This is a genomic window from Clostridium nigeriense, assembly GCF_050585265.1.
GTDB lineage: Bacteria > Bacillota > Clostridia > Clostridiales > Clostridiaceae > Clostridium > Clostridium nigeriense_B.
Map to the genome: position 1 here is coordinate 37,743 of NZ_JBNOOE010000020.1, position 16,064 is coordinate 53,806.

General features: G+C 31.2%; 17 protein-coding genes and 1 riboswitch. Of the genes, 2 read left to right on the forward strand and 15 right to left on the reverse strand.

What is annotated here, in order from left to right; genetic code table 11:
* Positions 1-15: 15 nt before the first annotated feature.
* The 8 genes from ACQPVP_RS14790 to ACQPVP_RS14825 form a co-directional block, all read right to left on the reverse strand.
* On the reverse strand, positions 16-468 hold the full coding sequence (locus ACQPVP_RS14790; RefSeq protein WP_430851219.1) for a metal-dependent transcriptional regulator: 453 nt from the start codon (positions 466-468) through the stop codon (positions 16-18).
* Between the two features lie 91 nt (positions 469-559).
* Positions 560-1,126: a dihydroxyacetone kinase transcriptional activator DhaS gene (dhaS, locus tag ACQPVP_RS14795; protein ID WP_430851221.1), complete on the reverse strand. Its 567-nt coding sequence runs from the start codon at positions 1,124-1,126 to the stop codon at positions 560-562.
* A gap of 61 nt (positions 1,127-1,187) precedes the next feature.
* The gene (locus ACQPVP_RS14800) at positions 1,188-1,895 is read right to left on the reverse strand and encodes a hypothetical protein (protein WP_430851223.1); all 708 of its coding nucleotides are present in this window, start codon (positions 1,893-1,895) and stop codon (positions 1,188-1,190) included.
* A gap of 13 nt (positions 1,896-1,908) precedes the next feature.
* On the reverse strand, positions 1,909-3,438 hold the full coding sequence (locus ACQPVP_RS14805) for a DUF1538 domain-containing protein (protein WP_430851224.1): 1,530 nt from the start codon (positions 3,436-3,438) through the stop codon (positions 1,909-1,911).
* A 58-nt stretch (positions 3,439-3,496) separates the two neighbouring features.
* Positions 3,497-4,090, reverse strand: a complete 594-nt coding sequence (locus ACQPVP_RS14810) for a type IV toxin-antitoxin system AbiEi family antitoxin domain-containing protein (RefSeq protein ID WP_430851225.1) — start codon at positions 4,088-4,090, stop codon at positions 3,497-3,499.
* A gap of 300 nt (positions 4,091-4,390) precedes the next feature.
* A complete protein-coding gene (locus ACQPVP_RS14815) occupies positions 4,391-5,125 on the reverse strand; it encodes an amino acid ABC transporter ATP-binding protein (protein WP_430851226.1) in 735 nt (244 codons plus the stop codon).
* 59 nt (positions 5,126-5,184) lie between these two features.
* Positions 5,185-5,913 carry an amino acid ABC transporter permease gene (locus ACQPVP_RS14820; protein ID WP_430851228.1) on the reverse strand — a complete coding sequence of 243 codons (729 nt, stop codon included), beginning with the start codon at positions 5,911-5,913 and terminating at the stop codon, positions 5,185-5,187.
* A gap of 43 nt (positions 5,914-5,956) precedes the next feature.
* Entirely contained in the window at positions 5,957-6,778 is an 822-nt protein-coding gene (locus ACQPVP_RS14825; RefSeq protein WP_430842754.1) for a transporter substrate-binding domain-containing protein, read from the reverse strand.
* A gap of 143 nt (positions 6,779-6,921) precedes the next feature.
* Positions 6,922-7,105: riboswitch (Lysine riboswitch) on the reverse strand.
* Positions 7,106-7,360: 255 nt separating this feature from the next.
* Here ACQPVP_RS14825 and ACQPVP_RS14830 point away from each other — a divergent pair.
* Complete coding sequence (locus ACQPVP_RS14830) at positions 7,361-7,570, forward strand: cold-shock protein (protein WP_430842752.1); 210 nt, start codon at positions 7,361-7,363, stop codon at positions 7,568-7,570.
* A 44-nt stretch (positions 7,571-7,614) separates the two neighbouring features.
* Here ACQPVP_RS14830 and ACQPVP_RS14835 read toward each other — a convergent pair whose 3' ends face one another.
* From ACQPVP_RS14835 to ACQPVP_RS14865, 7 genes are all read right to left on the reverse strand, one after another.
* A complete protein-coding gene (locus tag ACQPVP_RS14835; protein ID WP_430851230.1) occupies positions 7,615-8,427 on the reverse strand; it encodes an alpha/beta hydrolase in 813 nt (270 codons plus the stop codon).
* A gap of 187 nt (positions 8,428-8,614) precedes the next feature.
* Entirely contained in the window at positions 8,615-9,604 is a 990-nt protein-coding gene (locus ACQPVP_RS14840) for a lactate/malate family dehydrogenase (protein ID WP_430851232.1), read from the reverse strand.
* Positions 9,605-10,169: 565 nt separating this feature from the next.
* Positions 10,170-12,599, reverse strand: coding sequence for an ABC transporter permease (locus ACQPVP_RS14845; RefSeq protein WP_430851234.1), 2,430 nt, complete (start codon positions 12,597-12,599; stop codon positions 10,170-10,172).
* Positions 12,596-13,270, reverse strand: coding sequence for an ABC transporter ATP-binding protein (locus ACQPVP_RS14850; protein ID WP_430842934.1), 675 nt, complete (start codon positions 13,268-13,270; stop codon positions 12,596-12,598). Before ACQPVP_RS14850 ends, ACQPVP_RS14845 begins: the two co-directional genes overlap by 4 nt.
* 113 nt (positions 13,271-13,383) lie before the next feature.
* Entirely contained in the window at positions 13,384-14,649 is a 1,266-nt protein-coding gene (locus ACQPVP_RS14855; RefSeq protein WP_430842932.1) for a sensor histidine kinase, read from the reverse strand.
* A 4-nt stretch (positions 14,650-14,653) separates the two neighbouring features.
* Positions 14,654-15,340 carry a response regulator transcription factor gene (locus ACQPVP_RS14860; RefSeq protein ID WP_430851236.1) on the reverse strand — a complete coding sequence of 229 codons (687 nt, stop codon included), beginning with the start codon at positions 15,338-15,340 and terminating at the stop codon, positions 14,654-14,656.
* Between the two features lie 11 nt (positions 15,341-15,351).
* Positions 15,352-15,561, reverse strand: coding sequence for a helix-turn-helix domain-containing protein (locus ACQPVP_RS14865; protein WP_430842928.1), 210 nt, complete (start codon positions 15,559-15,561; stop codon positions 15,352-15,354).
* Positions 15,562-15,793: 232 nt separating this feature from the next.
* Here ACQPVP_RS14865 and ACQPVP_RS14870 point away from each other — a divergent pair.
* The coding region (locus tag ACQPVP_RS14870) for an HTH domain-containing protein (protein WP_430851238.1) at positions 15,794-16,064 on the forward strand (271 nt) is incomplete at its 3' end.

A 16,064-nucleotide genomic window follows, 5' to 3' on the forward strand; every position in this document is an offset into this window, starting at 1 on the left:
AAGTAAACTATTATATTATATATTATTCCCTAATTCTTCTTTAATTATTGGATGATATTCAATAATTTCTATAAAATATTCAATTCTTTCAAAAGTCTCCTTACTTAGTACATGCTCTATTTTTTCAGTTTCTTCTAATATATTTTCATTAACTCCTATAGTTTTTAAAAACTTCTCTATAGTATTATGTCTATATAATAAATATTCACCATAGCTACTTCCATTTGAAGTTAATTTAATATATCCATACTTCTCATAATTAACCAAATTAAGTTCATCTAACTTTTTAATCATCTTTGTAATTGAAGATGGCTTAACATTTAAAGCTTTAGATAAATCTCCAACTCTAGTAAAACCTGTTTCACTAGATAATCTATAAATCATTTCAATATAGTCTTCCATAGAAGCCGTAATTAAACTTGTATTCCCTTTTAAATAATTATTAAATGTATAAAATCCTTTAGGCATACCTTAATCCCCCATATATAAAATAATAACTTTATATATTTATATTTAATAATAATTATTAAATTCATAAAAAAAGACTTAATCTATTCGATTAAGCCATTGTTTCATATTTATTTAATGCTCTTATAAAGCTACCTTCTATTAAATACTTTAACTTCTCTATTAATACCTTTGGATCTTCCTTCATCCCATTCCTCATCCATTGTATAACAATTCCTGAAAAAGCATGTGTATAAAAATCCGCTATAAATTTTTTGTCATTTTCTTTTACATTTATATTAATAGCTACTTCTTCTATTACTCCCATAATAAAATTATTTATAACAGAAAATAAATACATCTCTAAATTATTTCTACTTAAAGAATTTAATGTATTATAGCAAAACTCTTTATTATTTTCTATATATATAAATATACTGTAAAAAACGTCAGTCCAATTTTCATAATTTTTATGTCCTGCTATTCCTTCAATAGCCTCTGTTCTATATATCCATTCAATAAGATCATAAATATCTTTAAAGTGATAATAAAAAGTATGCCTATTTAAATTACAATCATTAACTATATCTTTTACTGACACTTTATTTAAGGGTTTTGTCTTCATTATTTTTTTTAATGATTCTGCTAACATTTTTTTAGTTGCAATAGATCTTGACATTAAATATACATCCCTCCAAAGCTTTTTAATATTCTAAAACTAAATAGTTGTCAATTATTAATTAAATATTATTTTCTTGAAAGAATGTTGGTAATCCTGCAACTTCATTTACTGGAAGAGAAAATGCTATTGTCTTAGCTTCTGTTTGGAAACCTGTTTTACTGCAAATTGACTTCATTATATCGGCTCTAAACTTACTTAACGTTAATATCAAAATAACCTCTTTTTCTGGATGTATTGCTACACCAAAAAACTTTTCTGCTTCTTTAAGCCCCATTCCTCTTGCATGAATTACAGTTCCACCAGAAGCATTTCCTAGCTTTGCTGCTTCCATTACATCATCTGAATATCCACGATTAGTTACTGCTATAATCAAATCATGCTTATTTAATTCTTCCATATTATCTCCTCCTTCTATATGTGAAGCTCCAGTTAAAACTCTACAAGTTCTGCTTCCACATATGCTGGTAATTGTAATAGTAAATGCAATTCCATTTCCATTTTTATCAAGCTTTAATTCACTTTCTAACTTCTTTAGTATGGATTTAGATACTCCTAATGGCATTGTACTTAATACTATTACCTTTCTTACTTCTCCTAATCCAAAATAATCTAATATGGTTGGATTTGTAGTGCCCATTCCTAATGAGGAAAGATTAAATGTTATTCCTTCATTAGTAAAAAAGCTTTCAACCTTTTCTAGCTTATCTCTATTTACTATAGTAACCATTAATACTAATGGAGCATTTTCAGATATTTTATTAATCATTATAGTTTTCCTCCTAATACTCTATAATGTCGAAATCATCTTCGTCATTTAATTCTGTATCATCTTCCTTATAATCAATTATATCCTTATTTCTCTTCATTTTCACCATATAAATTACACCCATAATTTGAACAGTAATTAATGGCATCATAGCTACCATAGCGATAATACCAAAAGCATCAGTCATAGGATTACCTCCTAACGCAGAAGAAACCCCTATTGCAAATGGTAATAAAAAGGTTGCTGCCATAGTTCCAGATGCTACGCCTCCAGAATCAAAGGCAATTGCAGTAAATATTTGTGGTACAAAAAATGTGATCGTTAAAGCAATTATATATCCTGGTAAAAGAAAGAACCAAATACTTATTCCAAACATCATTCTTATCATAGCAAGAGCTAATGCAATACCAACTCCTAATGATAATCCAGCCATCATCATTTTTTTAGAAATAGCTCCACTTGTAATATCTTCTACCTGCTTATTTAATACATGAACTGCAGGTTCAGCTGTCACAACAAAAAATCCAATTAACACACTAAGAGGAATTAAAATCCAATTATATGACAATGATGCAAGTGAGTTTCCTAAATAATTACCTGCTGGCATAAATCCAATATTTACACCTGTCAAAAATATTGTTAAGCCCAATATTGTATAGACTATACCAACTGCTATTTTAGCAATTTGTCTTTTAGGTAACTTTAAATAAAATATATTATATGCTGCGAATATTAATATTATTGGAGAAAAAGCTATTGTAACTTCCTCAAAAAATACAAATATTCCATCTTTATATAATGATAAAAGCTCTGATAAATTATTTACAGTACTAGCTGTTTCAAATCCATATCCGCCGTTTGATGCATCAAAAAATATTCCCATTATCAAAACAGCAATAATCGGTCCTATAGAACTTATTCCACATAATCCAAAGCTATCTTCTTCTGCACTTTTACCACTACGAACTGTTGAAACACCCATTCCTAAAGCTAATATGAATGGTACTGTAATAGGACCAGTAGTAACTCCTCCAGAGTCAAAAGCTACTGCTAAATAATCTGGTGATGTAAAAGCTGCTACTAAAAAAACAATACTATACATTATTAATAATATATAGGATAGTTTCATTTTGAATAGTATTCTAAGAAGTGCAATTACTAAAAAGATACCTACTCCAATAGCAACTGACCCTAATAGGACTACATCTGGTACTGAAGGAACTTGCTTAGCTAATACTTGTAAATCCGGTTCCGCAACGGTAACAGCTACTCCAAGTATGAAACTACCTATAACAAAAATAAGTAACTTTCTAGATTTTACTAAACTTGCTCCTATAAATTCTCCTATTGGCATTATCGCCATATCAGCTCCTAAAGTAAATATGCCCATTCCAATAACTAGTAAAATTGTTCCAGTTATAAATAGAACAACTGTACCAAGTGGCATTGGCGAAATTGTGAAATGAAGTAACATAACAATAATTGTGATTGGTAAAACCGAAGTAAATGCCTCTTTAAATTTTTCTACTAAACTTCTGTGCATTCTCTACCTCCTGTCATTAAACTATTTATATTATAAAAATACTACCAGTAAAAAATAATTAAATTAAAAATGGAATATATAATTCTAATACTTTTGATATTCTGAACTTTTTAGCATATATTTTAAGCTTTTCTATATCTTTATCATTTCTTGTAGCATAGTACTTCAAAATATTATTTATTTCAGTAATATCTATTTTATTTCTATTTCTTAAAATATCACAAATAGTTCTCTCAATATCATATATTTTTATATCTCTGCCAAATTCAGTTTTAGCAGTGCATATTCCAATTTCATATAATTCTTTCTTTACATGATGTACTTTAACACCATATTCCTCAATATTTTGAGAGTTATATCCAGATGGGACAGTTGCTTCATAATTTAATATCTTATTAGATTTTGAATTATGTATCCCTATAGATGTGAAATGCGAAAAAATAATAGATGGGTATTTTGATTGTAATCTATATAATTTATCATCTATACAATCCTTAAAAATATATACTCCTCTATCTATTCTTTTTAAAGTTCCTTTATCCACAAGTTGTCTAATATATTCCCTTGGGATTCCTTTCATGGTAACATCTTTTGTTAAGACAATACCCTTTTTTTCTTTAATTAATTCTTCTAATTTTTCTTTGTAAGACATATTAACCACCTATCTTTACAACTATGCTATTATTATAATATTTTTTATTGTTTTTGTAAATTAAATATTTTTAAATATACATTTTTTTTGCATAAAACTTGTTTTATTTTAATATATTCATTTAAATATGTATATTAATTAATTATCAGAATAAATAGAAATTAGTAATTAATATTATATAAAAATATAATATATTATTTGCATTAAAATCATTTTTTTATAAACTTCTAAAAAATAAAGAATGAGTCGCCACAAAGACAACTCATTCAAAATTTATTAATCTTATATTCTTCTATATTATTATTTTAAAGTACGCTTTAGGAATTCACGAGTACGTTCTTTTTTAGGATTATTGAATATTTCCTCTGGAGTTCCTTCTTCTTCAATAACTCCATTATTCATAAATACAACTCTATCTGATACTTCTCTAGCAAATTCCATTTCATGAGTTACAACTAACATAGTAAGACCACTTTCTGCTAGTTCCTTCATTACCTTTAAAACTTCTCCTACCATTTCTGGATCAAGAGCTGAAGTTGGTTCATCAAATAAAATAACATCTGGTTCCATGGATAAAGCTCTGGCAATAGCTACCCTTTGTTTTTGACCACCTGATAGTTGTTTAGGCTTAGCATTTATATATTTGTCCATACCAACAACCTTCAAATATTTCATAGCTACTTTTTCAGCTTCTTCTCTAGATCTTTTTAAGACCTTCATTTGTCCAACAACACAATTACTTAATACATTGTGGTTATTAAATAAGTTAAATTGTTGAAATACCATTCCTAATTTTGTTCTGTATTCATATATATTATGGTTATCATCTAAAATATTTTCCCCATTATATATTATTTCACCACCACTTGGAGTTTCTAAAAGATTAACACAACGAAGTAATGTGGATTTTCCTGATCCTGAGGAACCTATTATACAAACAACTTCCCCCTTATTTACTGAGAAATCAATGTCTTTTAGTACTTCATGGCTCCCAAAGGACTTATTTAGATGTTTTATATCAATTACTTTTTCCATAATTTATCCTCCTAAGTTTAATGCTATTTTTTATTTTTGCTAATAGCATCTTCAGGTCTTTATACCTGCATCTGATTTCCTGCCATAATATAATTGTCAGGTCCATCTAATTTTCTTTCTATAGCTCTTAATATTCTAGTTACTGTAAATGTCATTATGAAATAAAGAATACATGCTACGAAGAAAGATTCAAAATATCTAAAGTTATTTCCTGCTATTGACTTAGTTGTAAAGAATAATTCAGACACTGATATTACATTAAGCACTGATGTATCCTTTATATTAATTACAAATTCGTTTCCTGTTGCAGGTAATATATTTCTAATAACTTGTGGTAATATAACATTAATCATAGTTTGAGAATGTGTCATTCCAATTGCTTGAGCTGCTTCAAATTGCCCTTTATCTATTGAAACAATACCGCCTCTTACTATTTCTGACATATAGGCTCCTGTATTAATTGAAACTATAAATAAAGCTGCTACTATTTTATTTATATCTAATCCTAAAAACTGTGCTGATCCATAGAAAATAACCATGGCTTGTACTATCATAGGCGTTCCTCTAAAGAACTCTATATATACTGAAAGAATTACATTAATAATCTTAAGAAATACCTTTTTAGCCCCTCTTTCTGGAACAGGTATAGTTCTTATAACACCTACTAATAAACCAATTAAAGTTCCTATTATAGTTCCTATTATAGAAATAAAAAGTGTCATACCTGCTCCACGTAAGAACATAGGTAAGTTATCTTGAAGTATTTTTACTATCCATTCAATACTCATCTTAATCCTCCTAAAACTTAAAGCGAATTAATTAATTTAATGCTTATTGAGCTGCTGGTTGATTTTTAACAGCTTCACTCATTATATTTGTTTGCTCATCTTCTGATATTCCTGCTAAAATTCCATTAATTTTTTCTGTTAAATCACTATTTTTCTTAATACCTACTGCTGTTTGTGTATCTTCAGGACTTGTCTCAAATCCATCCTCAAGTTCAATCATTTTAAAATTAGAATTAGCAGCTTGTGCACTTACAGCCTCAGGCTTTTCAGATACATACGCATCAATTACTCCTGATTCAAGTGCTACTCTCATTGCAGGGAAGCTATCCATAGCCTCTAGTTTATTTACTCCTGGAATTTGATCTATTACTGAATAATGGAATGTATTTAACTGTCCTGTTACTTTTGCTCCATTAAAATCTGCTAAAGTTTTAGCATCTGAATAAGCTCCTCCATTTTTTACAACTAAAACTAATTGTGATTGATAATAATTATCTGAAAAATCTATTGTTTGTTTACGCTCTTCTGTTGGAGACATACCAGCTATAATTGCATCTATCTTTCCTGAAGTTAATGCAGGTACTAGTCCATCCCATTCTGTCTTAACAATAACTAATTCTTTTCCTAAACCTTCTGCTATTTTCTTAGCAATTTCCACATCATATCCGCCTGCATACTCTGAGCTTCCTTCAATTTTAACTGCTCCATTTGAATCATCACTTTGTGTCCAGTTAAAAGGTGGATATCCTGCTTCCATTCCTACTCTAAATACATTGTCATCTGCTGAGCTCTTTGAGCCACATCCTACTAGTGCTAGTGCTGCTGTTAATACAGCTAAAAATAATAGTGCTATTTTCTTTTTCATAGTTATCTCTCCTTTTTTTAAATAAAAAATACCAACCCATTGGGGCTGGTGCTATCTTAAATACTCGCGATAAGATTCAAAAAAAATAACTGAGCAATTGGGCTCAGCTTGAATTCTTACTTAGTTAAACCCTCATCTTTCCCATTTGAGATAGCACAACTTAATAAACCGGGAAGCTTATTAAGACAGTCCTGCAGCTCTTAACTACAGACCCAGCAAGTAATATCGAGAAGTATTACAAGCTTCGGCAAAATTTCCTTCTCCTTAGTTTCATAGCACTCTCAAGCTCCCCTAAGGACTGTTAAATTTTGCGCCTCTACCTCACAATCAAGTGAGGCATTTATTAAATTTTAAGTAAAGTTTACATCTATTTATCTCATATGTCAATAATATATTCAAATTTTTTCATAGAATATTTAAGTTTTCTTACTAATATATTAAAAATTCCCTATAATAAAGTTAAAATTTAGGATTATTCATATAAGTTTTTATATTTTTATTTAAGAAATATCTAATTTTAAGTTTAAAATATATTTTTTTATAAATACTATATAGTGATAATTTATTAGTGGAGGTTTTGCAATGGCAAATTATACCGGAATAGTAAAGTGGTACAATACAGAGAAAGGTTATGGTTTTATTTCTTGTAATGAAGGTAATGATGTTTTTGTTCATCATTCTCAAATAAAAGAAAAAGGCCCTAATAAAGATCTTCATGAAGGAGAAAATACAACCTTCGATATTAAAGAAAACGAAAAAGGCTTAATGGCTGTAAACGTGCAAAAACTATAAAAAATCTGTACTGGAAAGTTTATTGATTTTCCAGTACAGATTTTTTATTTATTTCTTAATTGACTAAACCATTTTAATACATTTTTTATTTCTCTGTCCCAGCTACTCCAATTATGATCACCTTTTGAATAATTAGCCTCTAACTTCATTCCTAAGTTCTTAATTTTTTCTTCAAATTCTAAATTACAATTATATAAGAAATCTTCTGTTCCACACCATGAATAAAGTTTGGGTATTTCTTCTATCTTAATATCATTATTTTGCAATATCAAATCTACAAGATAAACCAAATCATTTTTAGATCCACCTATATCTTCAATTTTTCCAAATATTTCTTCCCAAAAAGGTCTTTTACTTTTAAACCTTTCAAGATTTGATTCATTTATAATATCTAATGGTCCCGATAATGCTGCAGCTGCCTTAAATCTTTCTGGTCTAGATAAGGCTAATTTAAAAGCTCCATATCCTCCCATAGATGCTCCTGCTACAAATGTATCTTCCTTTTTATCTGATAAGTTAGAAAAATATTCCTTACAAAAGCTCGGAAGTTCTTCTGAAATAAATGTCCAATATTTAGCTCCATAAGCATTATCTATATAACCACCTAATTGGGTTGTTGGCATAACTACTGCAAAACCATATTTAGATGCATATCTTTCTATAGAAGTTCTGCGCATCCAAATGCTTTCATCATTTCCTAACCCATGTAATAAATATATTACTGGGTATCCATCTTTATTATAATTATCATAATCCTTATCATCTATTTGATTTGTTTCTCTTTGTGGAATAATAACTTTTAAATTAGTATTAATCCCCAATGAATTTGAGAAATAATTTACTTCAAATAAAACCATATAATTTCCTCCTTAAAAATTATTACTATTATATTATTATATACCTAAAAATGTGTATTTTGTATGTAATTTATATTATATAATAATAATTTTCTATAGGTGAATTTAATTAGTTTTATTAGCTTATTTATAAAAGGTTATTTGCAAGATAACCCTTTACTGAATTTTATCATTCATATTATGGATTTTATTTTATAAACTCTGGACCAGTTTTAGCATCACGCATAGTTGCTTGAATAAATTCAATTGATTTTTCCAATTTTTGCATTTCCCAATCATTTAGATTTATAGGGAGTTGTTTTAAAATACCTTCACGTCCTATAATACATGGCATACTTAATGCTACATCACCATCATGACCATATTGACCACGTAAAGTAGTAGATGCAGGATAAACACTTCTTTCATCTAATAAAACTGCTTTTGCCATAGTGACTGCTGCTTGAGCAACACCAGCATTAGTCCATCCTTTACCATTAAATACATTATAAGCTGCACTAATAATTGAAGACTTTACCACTTCAGGATCTTGTATGTCGGCTGCTCCTTCAAAATATTTATCTAATTCTGTAAATGGAATACCAGAAATATTAACATGACTTAAAACAGGGAAAGCAGTACTACCGTGTTCACCCATCATATAACCAGTAACTGACTTAGGATCAATTCTATATGTATCTGCTACTAATTTGCGTAAACGTGCAGAATCAAGCATTGTTCCAGTACCAAATACACGTCCAACAGGATAATCAAATTCATTTTCAGCAATATAAACCATAGTATCCAATGGATTTGTTATTAAAATTATAATTGCTTCTTTCGTATATTTTGTAATACCTGTCATAACTTCACGGATAACTTCACAATTTGTTTTTGTTAACAAAGTACGATCAGGTTCCCCCTCTGGATCATTAGGATCCGGTATAATACTAGGACCTGCAGCAACAATAATAACATCAGCATCAGCACATTGCTCATATCCTCCACTTTTAACATCTACATTATTCATATAAGTTAGAGCTGTTGCTTGAGCTTGATCAAGAGCCTCTCCATAAGCTACATTTTCTAAAATATCAATAACTCCTATTTCAGCAAATAGACCCATTTTCATTGCATCTGCTAAAACATAAGATCCAACATGTCCTACTCCTATAACAACTAATTTGTTTTTGTTCATATGACCATCTCCCAATACAATTTTTTTATTTAATTATGAATAATTACTTATGATTTATATGTAAATTCAATACATTTCACAGCTCTCATTCTCATTAACAAACATTTATTTAAATTATTACCATAATAGCATAATTTTATATTTCTCTCAATAACCTTAATCAAATTGACAATTACTGTGAACAATAAATTTATAACTAATTATATAGTAGGATTCTACTACTCTATTCAACCTCACAAATATTCGTATTACCAATTAAAAGCTCCACTAAAAAAATAAGGTTTTCTGAACTCAAAAGCATTTGCCATTAAATAGGCATCGTTGCTTTTCAATTCTGAAACCCTTTATTTATCAGTGCTTAAAGCACTTCTATTTATTTTTTTGTGATATCTTAACTACTGTCTCCACGTGGCTTGAGAGGATAGCAAGTACGTCTAGGTACAAAGACTTTATCCACTCTGCCATTTTTCTAAAAAACTAGTTGCCCGTACGAACAACTGGTCAATCTACATATATTATTTTATACCAAGCATAGTCAAAAATCCATTATAGTTTATTATCAAATCTAATCTTGGTAACGGATTCTTTCTACCAAAGTTTCTTTTTTCAGATTGTTACTCAAAATGCAAGACAAAATGATCTGTAAAATTCCAACCAGTAGCACCATTACTAAAATCGGCACAACTGGAATATGATATACATTCATTCCAAAAATACCCTTCTGCTTCGCATAAGAAAACAACATATGACCAAGTGGTAAGCCTACAACAAGGGCAACGCATATTGTTCCCATTGTAAAAACTAATCCTTGTATCTGCAAGCCTAAGTTCAACTGCTTATTTGTCATACCTACTGCCTGCAATACTCCATACTCCTGCTTTTTGGTTGTAATATTGATAATCATTGTGTTAGCTAAATTCATAAATCCAATCAATCCTACAATCGCCATAAACAGATAGCATCCAAGCTTCATCATTCTGCTTGCAAATTCAGCGGTCTGTAACTCATCGTGATATGTTTTCAATCTGACATAAGATGTATCTGCAATCAGATTCCTTACATTTTGTTCAACGGAAACTACATCATTTTCATCACAGTCAATCCAAACATATCCATAAGATAAGCCATTCGGCTGCATTGTCTGATAAACTTCTTCTGGGATAACAAGGTAAGTATCTGCACTTGAAAATGCTCCCGCAATTTTTCCACTATAATTCAATTTTTCTGTTCCATTATCCAATTCAAAAGAAACTGGAGCATTAAGCGAATATCCATCTGACTCCATCCACATAGACCAACCGAAGAAAACATCTCCGTTTTTTACAGCTTCATCATAGTTCATTGAACCAAGATCGCCCTCATAACGCATATTCTCAAAATCTTCTTTATTTACGATAGCGACAACTTGCTTTACACCATTTATGTTTGCAACCGCAACTTCTCTGGTCTGCACATTTGTTACACCTGGAACATTCTTGATTTCCTTAATAAGCGTATCATTCAAGGGGTTATTCCTAAGAATAGAGTCCAAATTGTTTTCGGGATATGCTTCATCCCATTCAAGCGAATAATCAAGTTTTAATTCAAATTGTCCGTGGTTCAAACCTCGCCTTGCTTCATATTCGGTATCAATATTACCCACAAAATTTGAAATTATTACAAATAACACACAGGATAATCCCATCGTGAGAATTGTACCGATTGTTCTTTTCTTATTGCCCGTAACATTTGCCATTGCCATTGAAAAGACTGATACATTTCTCTTTCCTTTTCGCATTCCTTGATTTTTCTTCGTAGAATTCTCCAAATACCTGGTTGCTTCTATCGGCGATATTTTTGAAACAATTTTCATCGGCTTTCGCAGTGCCAACATAACCGTAAGCAAGGAAACAATCACACTAATCAACATCATTGTGATTGAGAATAATGGAACTTGATTATTCTTCATTCCCGAAGATACCTGGTTACCTTGCTCAATCAGCCAACTAAAACTTCCCTTTGCTACAAAAAATCCCAATACCAATCCAACGGGGATCGACAATAATGAAAGAAACATTCCTTCCCAAAAGATTAACTGTTTCATTTGCTTTTTTGTTGCACCTAACGCCTTGATTTTACCGTATTCTTGTATTTTCTGAGCAATCCCAACCTGGAATATATTGTAGATTACTACGACAGAGAACAGTACTATTCCAAAAATTAGAATTCCACATACTGCAATCATTTCATAGCTCGGTTCTAATGTCCATGACAGATAATAATCATTTACAATCAAATTTCTTTTATCAATTCCACAGGAATTCGCAAGTTTCGTAAGTACGGAGTCAACATTATTCATGGAAACATTCACAGCGTCACTCAATGTGAAATAGACATTGTATTCTCGCTCATTTTCAGCGAACTGGCTATTGTAAAATTCGGAAGAGCAAAAAACCACATAAGAAGACTCGATACTATATTCCTCTCGATCAAAGAGGATACCACTTACAACAAATTTCTGCATTCCATATTCGTCTTTCTTACCAGAACGGTAGTCAAGGGTTACGGTATCCCCAATTTTTACATTGCTATAACCTTGTGATTGAAAGAAAGTCTTGCTTGCGGCAATGTCCTGTTTTCCTTTCGGATAAGAACCTTCCTCTAAATTATATTCCTGGTTATAAGGAAGCATTTCCATAACAGTATTATCTGCGCTGACAAAACCGCCTTTTTCATTTCCTTTTAAGACACCTGCCGTACACATAATACCAATCGTATCTATTTCAGATCGTCGCTTAATTTCCTGCAACTGCTCATCGTCTACGGACAGGAACAGCCCATAGTTACTTCCGTAAGTTTCTGCTGCATTTTCTCGTTGTAGACGGATAGCCCCATTTCCGATTGTACTAATAATCGTAAGCAGCATAGTCGTTAAACAGATAGCAACCATAATTAGGATACTTCTTGTTTTGTTCTTTTTATCGTTGCTGTATGAGATTTTGCTAATTATTTTCATCGAAAGTCCACCACCTGTCCATCTTCAATGATTAAAATGCGGTCTGCAACCTGTGCGATTTCATCATCATGGGTAATCATCACAATGGTCTGTCCGTATTTTTTTGCAGTCATCTTCAATAGAGCGATTACTTCATCGCTTGTTTTGGAGTCGAGATTTCCAGTTGGCTCATCCGCAAACAGAATTTCCGGTCTGGTTACCAGTGCCCTTGCGATCGCCACTCTCTGCTGCTGTCCTCCAGACAATGTATTTGGCAGGTTATGAATGCGGTTTTCAATACCTAAAGTGGTAATAATATCGTTCACATACGCTTCATCAACTTTCTTTCCATCAAGTCCCAACGGCAATACGATGTTTTCCCAAACATTGATAGAGGAAACCAAGTTAAATGCTTGGAAGATAAAACCGATTTTTTTTCTGCGGAAAACCGCAAGCTTATCCTCATTCATCTGGTACATATCTTTTCCTGATAAAATTACTTTTCCTTTTGTCGGTGTATCAAGTCCCCCCAGCATATGAAGCAGTGTGCTTTTGCCAGATCCGGACTTTCCTACAATTGCAACAAACTCTCCCTGGTTAATTTGAATATTTACATTGTTTACAGCCTTTACTCTATTTTCATTAGTTCCATAAAACTTGCATAGCTGATTTGTTTCTAATATCACGCTCATTAAAGTGACCTCCATATTTTTATTTTCTACTGTATCTTATCAAATGTATCTTTCATTTCACTTTCAAAAAATGAGTAGAAGTCTTACAGTTTTGTAAGACTTCTACTCACCATCTATGAAGCATAATCTGGCAGTTGAATGATGAAAATACTTCCAGACTTCCTGTTTAATTCCATTTTCCTTTCAAAATTAGAGGACACTGTTATTGTACCACCATGCTGTTCAATAATCTCTCTCGAAAGAAATAATCCAATTCCAGACCCATTTTCTTCATTAACCTCAGACAAGGAACCTCTAAAAAAGCGTTGGAATATTTTATGATATTCTTTCTTTGGTATTCCGATTCCTTGGTCTTCAATTTCAATTCTTGTAAATCCTGTTCGTCTTTGTAGTCTGACAAATATTTCCGAATTAGCCGGACTGTATTTAATTGCATTATCAAGAACATTTATGATCGCTTCACTCAGCCATTTTTTATCCTGCATAATTTCATAGTTTTCTAATGCTTCATCATAGTCAAACACAAACTCAATTTCCTTTGAAGCTGCGTTAGGATAGACCCGATTTACAGCGCTAACTATTGTTTCCATGATTGGGAGCATTTTTCTATTGACTTGAATTAATCCTGCTTCCATTTTGGAAATTTGTAATAAAGAATGTAGCAGAATCTCTAATCCATCTAATGCACTTCTGCATCTAACACGGAACTCCTTTTGTTCTTCCTCACTCAGGTTCTCACGAAGCAGCACGCTGAAGCATGCATCTAATGCCGCAACAGGAGTTTTTAATTGATGTGATATGTCTGAAACTAGTTCTTTAGTTCCTTCTTTCTCCAATCTGGCTTCTTCCTTCAACAATTTCAAATAATGACCAAGGGCATCAAGCTGATAATTAATTATTTCCTGTTCATCCTCATTATCCATTTCTAATGCCACTTCAAAATTGTTCTCTCGAAAACTTGTAATCGTACTCTCAATCTGTAAAAACTTGGATTTTTCTCTTTTTTGAACTTTTCTATACCATAACAACAGCAAATAGAATAGCAATGCAAATAAAAAGAAATTGCTGCACGCTGTTACTGTAATATTTTTAATAAACTGCTGATATAAAATATTCTTTCCGTTTTTCCAATAACCATACTTCTCAAGTAGTTGCTTTCCCTGTTCTGCTGAACTCATGCCATTATCTTTCAGAATATCTGCCACAATATCAATTCCATCTTGTCCGGATTTTGTGGCCACCTCTGCCAAAATACTCATGCTTGTATTGTAATTGCTATAATAAACCCATGTTGTTAAACCGTTACTGAAAACATAGGCTATGGTGATTATAAATATCAACCATAAAATCTGCTGCTTTTTGTGTTTTAACTTATTCACCAGCTTAACCAACCTCCTGATTCCATATATAACCAAGTCCACGTATATTTTTCAGATATATTGGCTTTGCTGGATCTTCTTCGATTTTTTCACGAAGTCTGCGAATATTTACAGCAACCGTATTTTCATCAACGAACTCTCCGTCAATATCAAACACATTTTCCAATATTTGCTTTTTGGATAAAACCTGTTTAGGGTATCTTAAAAATAAAGAAAGCATTTTCCATTCATTTTTTGTCAACAACACTTCTTGTTCTCTAACCCAGACTTTCATTTCCCTGGATAGTACTCGAATATCCTTTGAAGTTATTTCTTTCTCTTCATTACTATTTCTAACACGGTTGAAATAAGCTTCAATTTTCAATAGAAGTACCGATAGGCTGAACGGCTTCGTGATATAATCGTCAGCTCCAGCTTCATACCCCATTACTTGGCTTATCTCTTGATCTAAAGCTGTAAGGCAAATGATATATGTTCTGTATTGTTTTCTCATCCATTTTACAAAGTCCAATCCATTTCCATCCGGAAGATTAATATCACAAATAACAAGATCAATCTTATTAGCAATGGCAATCTCTTCTGCGGACTTTATTGTTTCAGCTGAAAACACAACATTCCCTGATTTTTCCAAAGAAAAAGCTATCCCTCGATTTACATTCGCATCATCTTCAATGACTAATATATTTGGCATAACACCACCTCCTAACAACGTTTCACGTATGTAAGTTCTATGTCATATCCTAGTTCTTCCATCATAGATACAAAAGTTTTATTTATTATCCCCTCTGAATTCTTAATAATTCTATTAACATATGGAGCAGAAGTGCCAACCTTTTCAGCCAACTGTACTTGTGTAAGACCTTCTTCCATACATTTTACTTTCACATCAATTTCAAAATTATTCTTTATCACAAGTTCCACCTCACCTTTTAAGTAAATTACACAAATAAGATAATTTATTATACCACGTAACAATAAGAAATAATAGAATCATAGATGTGATTTCAGTAACTTTTCTGTTCCATGAACAATAAAAAGACAGGAGTCCCATCTAAAATGGAACCTATAAGATAGACACTTATAAAAGAGAGTCTATCTATATAGGTTCTTTTTTTGTACAATAAATTTATGAGGTGAATTAGTTATGAGTAAAATAAGATTCTCAAATTATGAAATAGATAAGTTATCAAAGAATAAATATGTTCTTAAAATAAGTGATAAAGCAATAACATATACTAATGAATTTAAGATACATTTTATCGCTGAATACAGTAAAGGAAAGACTTCAAGAGTTATTTTTGAGGAAGCTGGATTTGATGTTGATGTTATCGGAATACCACGTATAGACTGCGCAGGGGCTAGATGGAGAAAAGCATATAAAGAAAATGGAGTATTAGGTTTAGACGATACTAGAA

Coding starts and splice junctions, on each gene's coding strand:
- ACQPVP_RS14790 (WP_430851219.1), bottom strand. CDS start 468: ATGCCTAAAGGATTTTATACATTTAATAATTATTTAAAAGGGAATACA.
- dhaS (WP_430851221.1), bottom strand. CDS start 1,126: ATGTCAAGATCTATTGCAACTAAAAAAATGTTAGCAGAATCATTAAAA.
- ACQPVP_RS14800 (WP_430851223.1), bottom strand. CDS start 1,895: ATGATTAATAAAATATCTGAAAATGCTCCATTAGTATTAATGGTTACT.
- ACQPVP_RS14805 (WP_430851224.1), bottom strand. CDS start 3,438: ATGCACAGAAGTTTAGTAGAAAAATTTAAAGAGGCATTTACTTCGGTT.
- ACQPVP_RS14810 (WP_430851225.1), bottom strand. CDS start 4,090: ATGTCTTACAAAGAAAAATTAGAAGAATTAATTAAAGAAAAAAAGGGT.
- ACQPVP_RS14815 (WP_430851226.1), bottom strand. CDS start 5,125: ATGGAAAAAGTAATTGATATAAAACATCTAAATAAGTCCTTTGGGAGC.
- ACQPVP_RS14820 (WP_430851228.1), bottom strand. CDS start 5,913: ATGAGTATTGAATGGATAGTAAAAATACTTCAAGATAACTTACCTATG.
- ACQPVP_RS14825 (WP_430842754.1), bottom strand. CDS start 6,778: ATGAAAAAGAAAATAGCACTATTATTTTTAGCTGTATTAACAGCAGCA.
- ACQPVP_RS14830 (WP_430842752.1), top strand. CDS start 7,361: ATGGCAAATTATACCGGAATAGTAAAGTGGTACAATACAGAGAAAGGT.
- ACQPVP_RS14835 (WP_430851230.1), bottom strand. CDS start 8,427: ATGGTTTTATTTGAAGTAAATTATTTCTCAAATTCATTGGGGATTAAT.
- ACQPVP_RS14840 (WP_430851232.1), bottom strand. CDS start 9,604: ATGAACAAAAACAAATTAGTTGTTATAGGAGTAGGACATGTTGGATCT.
- ACQPVP_RS14845 (WP_430851234.1), bottom strand. CDS start 12,599: ATGAAAATAATTAGCAAAATCTCATACAGCAACGATAAAAAGAACAAA.
- ACQPVP_RS14850 (WP_430842934.1), bottom strand. CDS start 13,270: ATGAGCGTGATATTAGAAACAAATCAGCTATGCAAGTTTTATGGAACT.
- ACQPVP_RS14860 (WP_430851236.1), bottom strand. CDS start 15,340: ATGCCAAATATATTAGTCATTGAAGATGATGCGAATGTAAATCGAGGG.